The organism is Paenibacillus sp. GXUN7292 (assembly GCF_050864975.1).
Taxonomy (GTDB): Bacteria; Bacillota; Bacilli; order Paenibacillales; family Paenibacillaceae; genus Pristimantibacillus.
The window spans coordinates 1-14,983 of the sequence record NZ_JBOZWO010000027.1; the positions used below are offsets into that span (position 1 = coordinate 1).

8 protein-coding genes and 3 tRNA genes are annotated in these 14,983 nt (G+C 43.6%); 10 read left to right on the forward strand and 1 reads right to left on the reverse strand.

Annotated features, from left to right (window positions below):
• Window positions 1–6: 6 nt before the first annotated feature.
• The 8 genes from ACRRU2_RS19625 to ACRRU2_RS19660 all read left to right on the forward strand — a co-directional run bounded on the left by ACRRU2_RS19625 (window position 7) and on the right by ACRRU2_RS19660 (window position 10,268).
• Window positions 7–81 (forward strand) — tRNA-Cys (locus tag ACRRU2_RS19625).
• Window positions 82–95: 14 nt separating this feature from the next.
• Window positions 96–172: transfer RNA gene (locus tag ACRRU2_RS19630), tRNA-Arg, on the forward strand.
• Between the two features lie 42 nt (window positions 173–214).
• A tRNA-Leu gene (locus tag ACRRU2_RS19635) sits at window positions 215–296 on the forward strand.
• Window positions 297–527: 231 nt separating this feature from the next.
• On the forward strand, window positions 528–1,796 hold the full coding sequence (locus ACRRU2_RS19640; protein WP_432504300.1) for a HipA domain-containing protein: 1,269 nt from the start codon (window positions 528–530) through the stop codon (window positions 1,794–1,796).
• A gap of 541 nt (window positions 1,797–2,337) precedes the next feature.
• Entirely contained in the window at window positions 2,338–6,336 is a 3,999-nt protein-coding gene (locus ACRRU2_RS19645; RefSeq protein ID WP_432504302.1) for a leucine-rich repeat protein, read from the forward strand.
• A gap of 187 nt (window positions 6,337–6,523) precedes the next feature.
• Window positions 6,524–7,411: an alpha/beta hydrolase gene (locus tag ACRRU2_RS19650; protein ID WP_432504304.1), complete on the forward strand. Its 888-nt coding sequence runs from the start codon at window positions 6,524–6,526 to the stop codon at window positions 7,409–7,411.
• Between the two features lie 26 nt (window positions 7,412–7,437).
• The gene (locus tag ACRRU2_RS19655; protein ID WP_432504306.1) at window positions 7,438–9,171 is read left to right on the forward strand and encodes a histidine kinase N-terminal 7TM domain-containing protein; all 1,734 of its coding nucleotides are present in this window, start codon (window positions 7,438–7,440) and stop codon (window positions 9,169–9,171) included.
• Between the two features lie 2 nt (window positions 9,172–9,173).
• Window positions 9,174–10,268 carry a response regulator gene (locus ACRRU2_RS19660; RefSeq protein ID WP_432504408.1) on the forward strand — a complete coding sequence of 365 codons (1,095 nt, stop codon included), beginning with the start codon at window positions 9,174–9,176 and terminating at the stop codon, window positions 10,266–10,268.
• A 379-nt stretch (window positions 10,269–10,647) separates the two neighbouring features.
• Here ACRRU2_RS19660 and ACRRU2_RS19665 read toward each other — a convergent pair whose 3' ends face one another.
• Window positions 10,648–11,013 (reverse strand): helix-turn-helix domain-containing protein, encoded by a 366-nt coding sequence (locus tag ACRRU2_RS19665; RefSeq protein WP_432504308.1) that lies wholly within the window; start codon window positions 11,011–11,013, stop codon window positions 10,648–10,650.
• Between the two features lie 362 nt (window positions 11,014–11,375).
• On the opposite strand from ACRRU2_RS19665, the gene ACRRU2_RS19670 reads away from it, so the two are divergent.
• Both ACRRU2_RS19670 and ACRRU2_RS19675 read left to right on the forward strand, forming a co-directional pair.
• Window positions 11,376–11,615: a helix-turn-helix transcriptional regulator gene (locus ACRRU2_RS19670; RefSeq protein WP_432504310.1), complete on the forward strand. Its 240-nt coding sequence runs from the start codon at window positions 11,376–11,378 to the stop codon at window positions 11,613–11,615.
• Window positions 11,616–11,702: 87 nt separating this feature from the next.
• Window positions 11,703–14,951, forward strand: a complete 3,249-nt coding sequence (locus ACRRU2_RS19675) for an adhesive domain-containing protein (RefSeq protein ID WP_432504313.1) — start codon at window positions 11,703–11,705, stop codon at window positions 14,949–14,951.
• Window positions 14,952–14,983 lie beyond the last annotated feature (32 nt).

The following is a 14,983-nucleotide window of genomic DNA, read 5'->3' on the forward strand; positions in this document are numbered from 1 at the left end:
AGTTTTGGCGCCATAGCCAAGTGGTAAGGCAAAGCTCTGCAAAAGCTTTATTCCCCAGTTCAAATCTGGGTGGCGCCTCCACAATCTTTAAATGTGCGCCCTTAGCTCAGCTGGATAGAGCGTTTGACTACGAATCAAAAGGTCAGGAGTTCGAATCTCTTAGGGCGTGCCACTCTTTTCAACAAAGTAACAAAGCAAGATCAATAATTAATATGCCGGTGTGGCGGAATGGCAGACGCGCTCGACTCAAAATCGAGTGGGAAACCGTGGAGGTTCGAGTCCTCTCACCGGTACCACATTAACTACAAGCAGTTCATTAGAGATAAATCTAATGAGCTTTTTTTATTTTGAAAACTTCACACATCGTGTTTGATAAGGTCGAATAATCGCTGTGTCCTAACCACTCTTGAACTTCCTTTTCACTTCTTAAAAGTGTATTGAAGATTTCGGCAGGGAAATGATCTGAAAAAGAAGAATTAACAAGAAAGTTAGGCTATGATAGTAGTATAGGAGTCTAGGGAGTTGATATGATGGCAAATGCTTGGAGTAAGAAGTACGTGCTGAAGCATAAAGATGTTGCGGTTGCGGAAATTGAGCTTGACGAAGCGACAGGTGCAATTTCGGATATTGGTAACGTCTATGATGAGCGCCATGTACCCGTTGGCATATCCGTCAAAAAAGGACGAATAGATCGTGCTGCACTCAATGAATGGTGGCGGGGCAGAGCAATTCCAGCAAGTCGAGATGGGATTAAAGAAGCATTGCTTGAGTTAAGGCTAGCGACTACGCAAAAATTACTAGATAAAAGCTTGGGACTTAGCTTGTCTGATCAATATTGGATTTGTCCACAAGGTTCGGATGCGAGATGGGGAAACTTGAATTTCTTTGACAATGATTTCTCTGAAGACGTGGGTAATATATTGCTTGGCAAAGGTGTCGCTAGCGAGGTGATTAGTTTAATGTCACCCGATAATACATCGGACGGTTGGTTGAAAAAGAAATGGGCAATCATCGAAGGCAAACGTTGCCTTGTTAAAGGTGGAAGCGGGGCGACTCAGCAGGAACCGTATAATGAAGTGCTTGCAAGCCGAATCATGGAGCGACTAGGTATTACCCATGTTCCGTATACATTAATGATACAAGAGGATTATCCATATAGCGTGTGTGAGAATTTCATTACACCGCAGACAGAGTTGGTTACAGCCTGGTATGTGATGCAGACCAAACAAAAGCAAAATCATATTTCAGTATATCAGCATTATGTCGATTGCTGTGAAGCGCTCGGTATATCAGGGATTGTCGATGCACTTGACCGTATGATTGTAGTCGATTACTTGATCGCTAATGAGGATAGACATCAAAACAACTTCGGTGTTGTGCGCAATGCTGAAACAATGGAATGGATTGAACCAGCTCCGATTTACGATAGTGGATCTTCACTATGGTTTTCCAAACCAACAACGCTTATTTCTGCAACAGGAAAACTAACATGCAAACCGTTCAAGCAGGACCATAATGAACAAATTAAGCTGGTTACATCCTTCGACTGGCTAGATTTATCCAAGCTGAATGATATTGAGAATGAGTTTCGGGACATTTTGAAAGGCTCTTTGTTTATTGATGAAACGAGACAAGATGTGCTCTGCAGTGCTTTACGTCAGCGAATTGAGATACTTTCCGAAATCGTCCATTCTCGGTCATCTCATGTTTGGGTAGATGATCGCAGCCATGATGTAACGGAGAATATTGCCTACAGTGGCGAGCAAGCTGGTGACGATTGGAAGCAAGAACCTTGAGCATTAGATTTGCATATTGATGTTCACTATTGATAGTAAACCAGCATGTGTTCCTTCAACTGTCTGCGTAAGCGAGAACGTTCAAAAAATAAAAATTTTTGAGAGATTTTTGCAAAGTTTTGCTGGGTTGGAATTTTACAAAAAAACCGCTCGAAACCTTGATTGTACAAGGTTTTGAGCGGTTTTTAAATTTCCTATGACTTTGCGTGCCGTTGTTCGAGTCGGCTATGCTGATATTTGCTGCGTCGGTGTTATTGGCGATGAAATAATATCTGTCTGTAACCTAGCCCTTCCTGAACTTCCTTTAAAGTAATTCCAAAGCATCAATTCTTTCATTTTTCTTTCATTGCGGCTTAATAGAATAGTTCCAGTACATTCATGAATGGAAAGGTGGAGGAAGATGTTACAGGAAGAATACAACAAATGGAGAAGGTATATTCGAAAAACCGGGATGATTGCACTCATGATGTTGCTCGTTTTTCCTCATATGCTAATGAACTCCGTATCAGAAGTTTTTGCGGATGAGGCGGATTACGATATTTTGGTTGTTGGTGAAACAATAACGATCGTAGGGTATTCGGGAACTGATATGGACGTGGAGATTCCGGAACAGATTCAGGGAAAAGATGTTACAGTGATTGCAAATCAGGCATTCTTCGGAATAAAGTTGAATTCAGTAACGATTCCCGGGACTGTCACAACCATAGGATCAGGGGCATTTATGGGATGTGAATTGGACTCTGTTATTTTAAAAGAAGGCTTAATAGAAATAGGCTTAATGGCCTTTGCGGGAAACAGCTTTGATAGTGTGGATATACCTAGCACGGTGAAGACGATCGGAGCAGGGGCATTTAGTCAAGGCAACCTGAGCACACTAACATTGCAAGAAGGGTTAGAAACGATAGGAGATCAAGCATTTTGGGATAATGAAATACGATCAGTACATATTCCGGAAGGCGTGGAGGAGATTGGCGAGAATGCATTTATTGATAACAAGCTAGAGGAAGTGACGCTGCCTGGCACAATTACTTCTATGGGCAAGTATGCATTTTTAGGAGAAGACGGTAAAAATAACATTCATACGTTAACCTTGCAAGAAGGATTAAGCTCAATAGGGGAAGGTGCTTTTAAAGATAACTTACTGGAGTCGGTTCACATTCCTGGCAGCGTATCGGTCATTGAAAAAGAAGCATTCATGGGAAATGCGCTGGAATCGGTTATCTTAAATGAAGGTGTGGAGGAAGTTGGCGAGCAAGCTTTTGAACAAAATAAATTGAAAGCAGTAGTAATTCCCGATACAGTGAAGCTTGTCGCAACAAAGGCATTTTTTCAGAACGAGATTAATACGTTAACATTGCCAAATAGTGTGGAAGCGATTGGCGATGCTGCATTTGCCTTTAATCCCTTAACAGAAGTAAAAGTATACAATGATGAGCTGATATTTGGGATGTGGCCTTTTATTCCAGCTCCGCCTGCGACACCAGGGGATATAACGCTATTTGGTCGTAGTGGATCGACAACAGAGCAATTTGCAACGGCAAACGGTCACACCTTCCAAGTGCTGGAGGAGAGTGGTTCAGCGGTTTGTGGAGAAGATACCGATTTCGAATGTGTCGTTAATGAAGATGATACAACAATAACGATCACAGGATATACTGGCTCTGACACGGATGTGCTCATTCCGGATACGATAGATGGTAAAGAAGTGACTATGATCGGTGAAGATGCCTTTTACGGGAAGCAATTAATAACGGTTGAACTCCCATATAGTGTAAATAGCATTGGAAAACAAGCATTTTCTGCAAATGATTTAAATGCTGTAACCATCATAAATTATTTTGCCAGCATTGAAGGAAGCGCGTTTGAAGGGAATCAAACAAATCCAGCGGATCTAACGATCTATGGCTGTTTCGGATCTACTGCACAAGCACATGCCGACGATCAAGGTTATTCGTTCCAGGAATCATCCAAGGCAGAGTGTTTAGAGCTGAGCTTGACGCCAAGTGAAACAAATCCTACAAACCAGGATGTAACGATTTCTGTAAGTGTGAATAAGTTGCCGGAAAGCATCAGGGAATTGAAATGGGCAAAAGGGAATCAAAACCTTGCTTATTTTCAAAATAGCGGAGGAGAGCATGTTGTTTCCAATGCATTTACCGTTTCGGAAAATGATACGTATACCGTATTTGTGGAAGATGTTGTTGGGAGAGAACGAATTGCAACGATTGAAATCGATAATATCGACAAAACTCCTCCAGTAGTTACTGGTGTGACAGATGGTGAAGTGTATGGTGAACCCGTAACGATCACCTTCAATGAGGGAAACGCAACATTAAATGGACTCGCTTTCACAAGTGGTACGACGGTAGAGGTAAATGGCGAATATGAACTGATCGTTACTGATGCAGCAGGTAACGAAACAACTGTAATTTTTGAGATAAAACAATCAGATTATATCTATGTAAATAACGGAAGCGGTACTGTAAGAATCACAGGGTACAGGGGAACGGATACAAATATAGAAATCCCGGATACACTGGATGGGCAAACTGTTGCGGCTATCGGGAATTATGCCTTCAGTGAAAAGAATTTAGAGCGTGTCATTATACCAGATAGTGTTACGAGTATTGGAGAGTATTCATTTTATAAAAATACATTACAAGAAATTGAAATTCCAGGCAGTGTAACAACGATTGGCCGGAATGCTTTTGCTGACAATGATTTAGCTTCGGTCACCTTTTCAGAAGGGTTAGAAAGGATAGGGGCTAATGCGTTTTTGAAAAATAATATAACGGAATTGATCATACCAGATACAGTGACACATATTGATTACGGTGCGTTTGTACAAAATAACATAGCTGAACTAACTTTGGGTGAAAATGTTCAGACCATAGCTGAAAATGCATTTTGGATAGGTAATTTACAATCGGTAACTATACCGGCATCTGTCAAGTTTATTGGTCGGGGTGCTTTTGGCAAAAATCAGATACGCGAATTTATCGTGTTGAGCAATGAGGTGAATATTGATCAGGGGGTATTTGATGGTGGGAATTCATCGTATCCTGAACCATTAACGATTCGCGGCTATTGTGGATCGACAGCAAATGAACTGGCAACCCAATGGGGGTATACTTTCGAGCAGCTCGAAGCGGATGAATGTGTCATGATCACACTAACCCCGAGCGAAACCGAATCGACGAATAAGGATGTAACAGTCTTAATTGATGTACTAAGCGATATAGCCAATGTAGTGGAGATGAAATGGGCAACAGGAAGTAAGGATATTGTTGATTTCCGTGATGGAGACGGTGACGATGTGACAGACTATCAGTTTACGGTTTCGGAAAATGGAACATACACCGTATATATAAAAGATAAGACGGGGAATGAAAAAATCGAGAGGATAGTGATCAGCAATATTGATAAATCCCTGTTAATCATTCATGTGCAAATAGTAGATGGGGAGACGATTACCCTTCATGCGTATGGCAGCGACTCAGTTCAGCAACTGAAACAAAAAATTCAAGATGCTGAGGAGATTCCTACTGAAAAGCAAAAAATAACTTTTGCAGGCACTGTATTAGAAGATGGCCGCACATTAGCAGACTATAATATTCCTGATCAAACAACACTGCAATTGACCGTTTTATCATCTGATGCAAGTCCAAACCCAGGATGGGGAGTTTATATACCTTCCAGTGACACAAGCTTGGACAGATTAGAAGCCATTGTTGATGGGGGAAATAGATTGTTATTTAATCCCGCTCAATTCGAATATGATTTGGGTGATACGGAAGCAGAAACTATAGAAATTATCGTGAAGACACATCATCCCAAGGCGAAAATCACATTAGATGGTGAAGGGTTTGTAGATAAGAGAACATTGCTATTGAACGAAGGCAAAAACATTTTCGATATTGTTATTGCCGCTGAGAACGGAAATAAACAAACTTATACGATTACAGTGAATCGATTGGAAAAGGTCCCCTTCACCGATATTGCAGGACATTGGGCGGAAAGCTATATCAAGAAAACCTATTGGGAGAAAATGTTTTATGGTTATCCAGATCAAACATTCCGGCCGGATGACCAGATAAGCCGTATGGAGGTAACAAGTGTCCTTGTACGATTATTGCAATTGGATGAACAAAAGCAAGTGCCATTTACTGATGTTCAATTGATCGGAAAAGACGCAATGGAGGAACTTGAAAAGGCATATGCAAATGGGGTGGCTAAAGGTTATCCAGACCAGACGTTCAAACCCAATGCAGATGTAACACGAGCTCACCTTGCCTTAATTTTTTACCGCACCTATGAGAAGGTAAACGGATCGCCATACAAACCGAAACAGCAGGCTTATTTCCCGGATATCGCAGGATATGATCAAGAAACCCAAAATGCCATTGCGATGCTTGTTGATTTGAAAATTGCAGAGGGGTATGGCGGGAATTTTATGCCTAACGAGCAAGCAACAAGGGCGCAGACAGCAAAAATGCTTGTACATTTTAAAGAAGTGTTAGGCCGTCTGGAAAAAAAGTAGCTATAGGAATGGAGACTCCCACAGAAATGGATATTTTGTGGGAGTTTTCACTTTCTAAAATATAAGAAAGTATAAGTTTTTGTATCTATATACTTGTTCTTATATTTCATCGGTAAACGCGCTTGTCCAAAGGACGGCGTAAGCCGTTTATCCTTGCCTTTAAAAACAAAGAAAGGAAGTGTTCAGGATGATATTCCTTGCTTGGGTCATTGTGTCTATCGTTGCTTTGGCCATCTTGGCCTGTCTTATTATCTCTTTTGTCGTGTCACTGAAACTAACGCGTAATAATGTAAGAAAACCGATAAACAAATCGCCAGAAGATTACGGTCTCGATTTTGATTTAATATCGTTTCAAAGCAGAGATGATATTTCTTTGGAGGGATGGTTTATTCCAGCGCAACAACCAAAAAACAAGACAATTATTTTTGCGCACGGTTATCGGGGAAATCGATTGGAACAGAAATTACCTGCATTAAAATTAGCAAAAGATTTAACGGAAAATGGTTTTCATGTTTTAATGTTCGATTTTCGCAGTTGTGGGGAATCCAGTGGTAATGTTGCTTCAATTGGTCTATACGAACAGGAGGACCTATTAAGTGCAATTGCGTGGGTGAAAGCCAATCAACCTTCTTCGATTGGCCTGATCGGTTTTTCTATGGGGGCATCTACTGCTTTGCTTGCGGCTGCCCGCACGCCCGAAGTAGTTGGTGTAGTTGCGGATAGCCCTTTTGACGAATTATCTACCTATTTAACTGAAAAGTTTTACGTATGGACGAAGCTGCCCAGCTTCCCATTTACACCACTCACGCTTGCCTTTATAAGAATGCATGTGGGAAATGCAAAGAAGGTAAATCCCAAAAAAGCCTTGAAGAAAATAAAACCACGCCCCGTATTATTTATTCATGGTGATCAGGATTATTCGATACCTTATGAAAACAGTATCCGTTTGCACGAAGCCTACAAGGAACACTCGGAATTGTGGACGGTTTCTAATGCTGATCACGTTCAGGGGTACAGATTAAATAGAGAAGAATATACAAGGCGAGTTGTTCAATTTTTTGGTAACATAATGTAAAGGAATAACAATAGAAAGGAATAACAATGGATAATGCCATACTTTTTACAATGATTGTGTCCGCGATGATGATGTGCATGCTGCTCATCTATTCATTCTTACACTCGCAAAAACGTGGAGTCCGTTACTTTGCATGGGTCATGGTTTGTCGAGTTGCCTTTGGCTGCGGTGTCATTCTCGAATTATATAGCAATGATGTAGTAAGCAAGCTTTTTTTTCGACAAATAGAACAGACAGCGCTTGCGATTACCGTCCCGTTGGTTATTCTTTGTGTGTTGGATTTATATGCTAGGGATGAGTGGCTAAAATGGTATAAACAGATCATATTGTTACTTTTATTTATCGGATGGTCGGTACTTATATGGACAAATGATAAAACCCATTTGATATTCGAAACAGCGACACTCATTAATGGCTACCTCGATGTGCCTAGGACCAGTCTGGCGATTGCATTTAATATATTCTGCTATTTCATTTTGCTGACCTGTGCCTATTTCTTTATTATGTATTTGCGAAAGGCAAGGCCGGAAGTTCGTAAACCAGGCATCCTCGTTATTTTACTTGCATCAACATCGGCTGTCATAGAAGTGGTTAAATTGGTATTCCCAGATTTATCGCAATGGCTGCTCCCTATTTCCGTTTATTGTGGTGTATTGGGCATTATTATGCTATGGGTGATCTACAAAAATAAAATATTTACCATCGTGCCAATGGCAAGGGATTTTATCGTTGATACGATCCGAGAAGGAGTTTTGACTGTTGATCTGAAAGGAAAGATCATTGACTGCAATATCTTTATACAGCCGTTGTTTGGCGAAAAAAACAGCAAATCAATCATTGGAAAAGACGTGTCTGAATTTCTAAAAGATTGGCCCGAGTGGCTGGATGCGTGCAACAGTATGGTAGAGAAGTCGATAGAAGTAAAGAAAGAAATGGATGGCGAAGGAAAATATTTTATGGTTAAAGTATATCCACTTTATTCCAAAGGCTTGCGATTACTCGGAACGGTCTCGATATTATTTGATATAACAGAAAAGCAACAACGACTAGAAGAAATTGCACATCTTAATTTTATGAAAGATCAGTTGTTTACCCTTGTTTCCCACGATATCCGCGAACCAATTGCTCTTCAGGTGAATTTGATAGAAATGCTGGAAGAAGAAAAGCAAATGTTTCCGCCAGAAACAGCGGAGCTGCTTGATTTTTTAAGTGCACAAATTCGTTCGACCTATATGACGGTTGGCAACGTGCTTGAATGGTTTCGCAATCAAAAAAATGACGTAGCGCTTAACCCTGAATCGTTGGCCTTAGTCGATCTTATTTATGAAGCTTATCGTATACTGTCTATTAAAAGTAAGGCGAAAGATATTGACATCGCCATTAAAGTTGACGAAGCTATCATTGTATATGTCGACCGAGAAGCGATTGTCATGGTACTTCGCAATATACTTTCCAATGCGATTAAATTTTCTAACCGGGGGGCAAGGGTTGAGGTTGCAGCCGAAAAGTGTCATGAAGGAAAAATCGTGATCACCATACGCGATCAAGGTATTGGCATGTCTAAAAAGTTATTGGAACAATTATTTAACGAAAAACAAGTCATCTCTACGATCGGAACCGAAGGGGAACGTGGGACAGGACTAGGTCTGCAAGTCAGTTGCCAATTTGCAAAGATGAGTGGCGGAGATTTATGGATTGACAGCGTATTAGGGAAAGGCAGTGCCGTCTATCTTTCGTTAAGAGAAGGTGAAAGAAGTTGAAGGTGATCATCATCGACGATGAACAAGCGATGCTCGCAATTATGCAAAGAATGTTAAGAAGAATAGAAGATGTAGAAATAATTGGCGGATTTCAAAGTGTAAAGGACGCCCTGCTATTCACGAAAGATACATTGGTCGATATAGCATTTGTTGATATTATGATTGCAGACGAAAGTGGATTAGAGCTTGCTCGACAATTGCGCGCCGGACAAAAAAATATGGAAATTGTATTTGTGACTTCTCATCGAGAATATGCGGTGGATGCTTTCGATACATATCCGCTTGATTATATGGTTAAGCCGGTATCGCAAAAAAGATTGATCCAAACCATTGAAAGGGCAAGAGAGAAAAATAGTAAACCGCCTGAAAAGATGGATGTCAACCGATTAGTAGTGAAGGCATTAGGCGGTTTAGAGGTTAGCAGTGTGGAAGCGGGCAAAGTGAAATTCATTTCAAAAAAGAGTCAACAATTATTTGCATTTTTACTTCTTGGGCGAGGTCGGGCGGTTTCGAGGGATAGAGTTATTGACGAGGTTTTTCCGGAAATGCCATTAGAGAATGCGGTGGCATACCTGAATACGGCAGTTTACCAGCTGCGCAAGGCATTGCAATCACATGGTTTAAAATCAATCGTCCATACTTTCGACGAACAGTATATGTTAGAAATGACTCATATAGATGCGGACTTTATTTCTTTCGAATCCTATGTTTACCGTGTTAAAGAATGGAATGAATTTACGGTGAAAGAAGCGCTTGAATGGGAAAAAAGATTTACTGGCGACTTGTATGAAAACAAATTTTATACGTGGTCCGTTTCAGAACAAGAAGGACTCGCAATACGCTATCGCGATTTTGCTATAAGGCTGGTTCGCTGGCTTCTTGCAAATAATCAGGTAACCCAATCCATATTAATTGCCAGGAAGATCGTTTCGCGTAACGAACTGGACGAGGAAGCTAATATGTTTTTAATGAAGGCTTACCGTGCAGCAAAGGATTATCAATCGTTTCGAAGTCATTACGAGCATTTTATAAAAGTATATCAGAAAGAGATGGGAAGCCTTCCCGCCATTGGAGAGGAGAGTTTCCTCGATAAATAGATGATTTGGGAACACAGAACTTTTTGAGAGATTTATGCAAAGCCTTGCCGGGCTAAAAGTTTACGAAAAAAACCGCGAAAAACCTTGATTTATAAGGCTTTGCGCGGTTTTTAAATTGCTGCTGGATTTCACTTGCTTCCGACGAGTAACTGTTGCGACTGAAAATCGATCTGCAAACCGTAGAAGTATCGGGTCCTCTCATCTTTTCTGGACAAGCATCTTGAATGCAGCAGTTTGTTCCTTTTTTCGTATAAAATTGGGACTTATTAACTATTTAGGCAGACCATGAACAATGTTTCTGCTAAAAGAAGTGCGGACTTAAGCTAAAACAGAATCCTTGGAAAGACGGAGAGGCATTCTAAGCTAGAATGTGCTTTTGCTAGGAGTCATACTTGTTTTTCTTCAACCGTTTAATCAAGGAATTTAACAAAATAACATCCTCATTATCCAAATTCTTCAGTTCAGTCCATAATTCATTCGTATCAAGTATAGGCAAAGAAGGGGATTCATCTTTTTTAGGGGAATCAATACGTCCCAGTAAGAAATCGGTTGTTACATCCAGAGCATTAGCCAGTTCCACGATCATTTTGTTTGAGGGAGTACTATAGCCGGTTTCATAATTAGAGATAGTTGTTTTCTTCGTGTTTACTGTATCAGCCAGATCCTGCTGGGTGTAGCCTTTGTTTTTCCTCGCTTGCTGCAATCTTTTGCTAAATTGCATTTGATCTCTATCTCTCTGATTCACTGTTATCCCTCCTTATCACCCTGTAGGTAATATTAAAGTACAAATATATTGTACCAATAAAAAGAGTTGAATAAACATATTGAGTCTATGTAACTATAAAAAATTATAGAATTTTTAATTTATTGTTGCTTTCTGAGAAGATTGCATTACATTTTTGGTCATAAAATATCAGTTGACATATGACTATATATCTATTTCAAGTAACTATATTTCGTTTGTTTTCATGTTTTAATTGTTTATTTTTCACGATTTTTGGAGTTCAACAGTTCTATCGATTCATTGACATCCAAGATTCTTGTATTTAACATGGTTGTTGATATGAGAATCTTGGATTTTTTATTTTATGGAGGTGATTCATTGAAATGAAAAATGAAAACTTGAAGAAAGCGAGGCTGGAAAAGTGTCTGACACAGGAGCAATTGGCAGCGCTTCTGGGATACAAGGGGAAACAAACAATTGCCAATTGGGAGAATGGTTACGCTTACCCAACGCTACATAAAGCTTTGCAAACTGCTGATCTCCTAAGTAAGTCCGTCTCATATCTCTTCGGTCAGGAGTGCCAAATGAATCGAAATGAGAAGTCGCAATCCGCAAACGCTTAATTTATTACTGCAAAGCATTAGGGTGATCATGTAAGGGCAGATTTGCTGTAAGCGTTTAAATTTATGTGATACATGGGAGGAAAAATAATGAGACGTCAAAAATTTGATTTTAAAAGACACTGGAATAATCGCAATAAACGTCACGCTTTGCGAGTCCAGAAAATATTGTCGACGGCTGTTATTGCCGGTGCCCTGACTCTAGGCCCGCCTGCAATGGCGATGTCAGGTACGATGCTAACTAACCCAAACTATATTGTGCAGGCGGCATCGCTGGCGGAAGTGAATTTGCTTTCTAATGTTTCTGTGAATGCAGAGCTCAGTGAAACAGAGAATGCAGAGTTATACAATCTGGCATTATCGATCATTGGCACGGGACTTGCTGAAGCGGAGCTGATCAATCCGGAACGATTATTTGTGTTCTATGCGCCTGAATTGGCAGGGAAATGGTCAGTTGCTGAACAAGCCTCAGTTCGTGTCGAAATCTTGCCAATTACGATGGATAATCTGCCGGTATTGGATGCCGCTGTTAGCAATATTACAGGAAATCTGAATGTTGTATTGGGTGACCTAGTCTCCGCTGTAGACAGCATACTGAGCAATCCGTTAACGGCTCCGCTTATTAAAGTGGAAGGCTTGTCTGAATTGGAAAATGCTTTGTCTGCATTGAATAATCTCAATGATGCGCTAGCCAATTTGCTTGCCTATGAAGAAAATGTAACTGCAACAGTAGGGACAGACGGTACAATTACCATTAATTTCACTGATGGTCTGGGTAATCATGTTGAAACGGCAGTTCGTGATGTAGTTACTCAGTTGTTGACAGATGTTGCTGATGCGATTGAAAATTTATCGGTTGAAATTTTGAGTGGTATCAGCTCTGTACCGCTTGCTCCGGTTAAAAATATGTTAAATCCGGTGCTAGATTTGGTGAATAATATTTCGAATGGGACTATTAACCTGACGAATGATTTGGCTCGAGTTGGAGTTATTGGACAAGCTTCACTCAACTTAAATGCACAGATTGAAAAACCAGTGGGAGTTGTAGGAGAAGTTAGGGTTTATGGAGCTGCTGTTAATAACTCAGTCATTGATATAGAATTGCTGTCCAGCATGGAAGATTCGGACATTATAATTTTTGAAGATGAAGACGATACTGACGCGGATGCGGATGCGGATGCTGACGCGGATGCCGACGCTGATGCAGATGCTGACGCCGATGCTGACGCAGATGCGGATGCAGATGCTGACGCGGATGCAGACGCCGACGCCGACGCGGATGCCGACGCTGACGCTGATGCGGATGCTGACGCTGATGCGGATGCAGACGCGGATGCCGACGCTGACGCTGATGCGGATGCCGACGCCGATGCTGACGCGGATGCAGACGCGGATGCCGACGCGGATGCCGACGCCGATGCCGACGCTGATGCCGACGCTGATGCCGACGCCGATGCGGATGCTGACGCGGATGCTGACGCTGACGCTGATGCCGACGCTGATGCTGACGCAGATGCCGACGCTGACGCGGATGCTGATGCGGATGCCGACGCTGATGCTGACGCAGATGCCGACGCTGACGCCGATGCTGATGCTGATGCCGACGCCGATGCTGATGCGGATGCGGATGCCGACGCTGATGCAGATGCCGACGCGGATGCAGATGCGGATGCAGATGCGGATGCTGACGCCGATGCGGATGCCGACGCTGACGCCGATGCGGATGCCGATGCCGACGCAGATGCGGATGCGGATGCCGACGCCGATGCTGACGCCGATGCGGATGCTGACGCGGATGCCGATGCCGACGCCGATGCTGATGCGGATGCGGATGCTGACGCCGATGCGGATGCAGACGCGGATGCGGATGCGGATGCTGACGCGGATGCCGACGCCGACGCTGACGCCGACGCTGACGCTGACGCTGACGCCGATGCTGACGCCGATGCTGATGCCGATGCAGATGCAGATGCAGATGCCGATGCTGACGCAGATGCCGACGCCGACGCCGACGCCGACGCCGACGCCGATGCTGACGCTGATGCGGATGCTGATGCGGATGCTGACGCGGATGCGGATGCTGACGCGGATGCTGATGCCGACGCTGACGCCGACGCCGATGCGGATGCTGACGCCGACGCCGATGCTGACGCTGATGCAGACGCCGATGCGGATGCTGATGCTGACGCTGACGCTGACGCCGATGCTGATGCGGATGCTGATGCTGATGCGGATGCCGACGCTGACGCCGATGCGGATGCTGATGCTGACGCCGATGCGGATGCTGACGCAGATGCGGATGCTGACGCGGATGCTGATGCCGACGCGGATGCTGACGCGGATGCTGACGCGGATGCCGACGCGGATGCTGATGCTGACGCCGACGCTGACGCTGACGCCGATGCTGACGCAGATGCCGACGCAGATGCCGACGCAGATGCTGACGCTGACGCTGACGCAGATGCCGACGCCGACGCCGATGCTGATGCAGATGCTGACGCCGATGCAGATGCAGATGCAGATGCTGACGCCGATGCAGATGCTGACGCCGATGCAGATGCTGACGCCGACGCAGATGCCGACGCCGATGCAGATGCTGACGCGGATGCAGATGCTGACGCGGATGCCGACGCTGATGCAGATGCTGACGCCGACGCGGATGCTGATGCTGACGCGGATGCGGATGCCGACGCCGATGCAGATGCGGATGCTGACGCTGACGCCGATGCTGACGCCGACGCCGATGCTGACGCCGACGCGGATGCGGATGCTGACGCTGACGCGGATGCGGATGCGGATGCTGACGCCGACGCCGACGCCGACGCTGATGCAGATGCTGACGCTGATGCTGACGCGGATGCGGATGCTGACGCGGATGCCGACGCCGATGCAGATGCTGATGCTGACGCTGACGCTGACGCAGATGCGGATGCCGACGCTGATGCGGATGCTGACGCAGATGCTGACGCCGACGCGGATGCAGATGCGGATGCTGACGCAGATGCCGATGCAGATGCTGATGCGGATGCTGATGCCGACGCCGACGCCGATGCTGACGCGGATGCGGATGCTGATGCTGACGCCGATGCAGATGTTGACACAGATGCAGACTCTGATAACAATAGCGGAGCGCCAGGTTACGGTGGAGATGGACAAGCTACCAATCCATATATCAATCCTGTTGATTACACGGGAGAGTGGGAAAATACATCTGAATATGGACAAAAACTGCCAAAAACAGCGACAAGTGTTTGGAATATCGGCTTTGCTGGCATTGCCTCATTGTTTGCAGGGTTGTCCGGAAAAGTATGGCTAAGAAATCGCAAAAATAAGAAATAATAGTTTTTTACGAAAGAAGCAAGTGTTCCTTT

Excerpts from the sequence above, each read along its gene's own strand:
- ACRRU2_RS19640 (WP_432504300.1), top strand. The coding sequence starts at position 528 with ATGATGGCAAATGCTTGGAGTAAGAAGTACGTGCTGAAGCATAAAGAT.
- ACRRU2_RS19650 (WP_432504304.1), top strand. The coding sequence starts at position 6,524 with ATGATATTCCTTGCTTGGGTCATTGTGTCTATCGTTGCTTTGGCCATC.
- ACRRU2_RS19655 (WP_432504306.1), top strand. The coding sequence starts at position 7,438 with ATGGATAATGCCATACTTTTTACAATGATTGTGTCCGCGATGATGATG.
- ACRRU2_RS19670 (WP_432504310.1), top strand. The coding sequence starts at position 11,376 with ATGAAAAATGAAAACTTGAAGAAAGCGAGGCTGGAAAAGTGTCTGACA.
- ACRRU2_RS19675 (WP_432504313.1), top strand. The coding sequence starts at position 11,703 with ATGAGACGTCAAAAATTTGATTTTAAAAGACACTGGAATAATCGCAAT.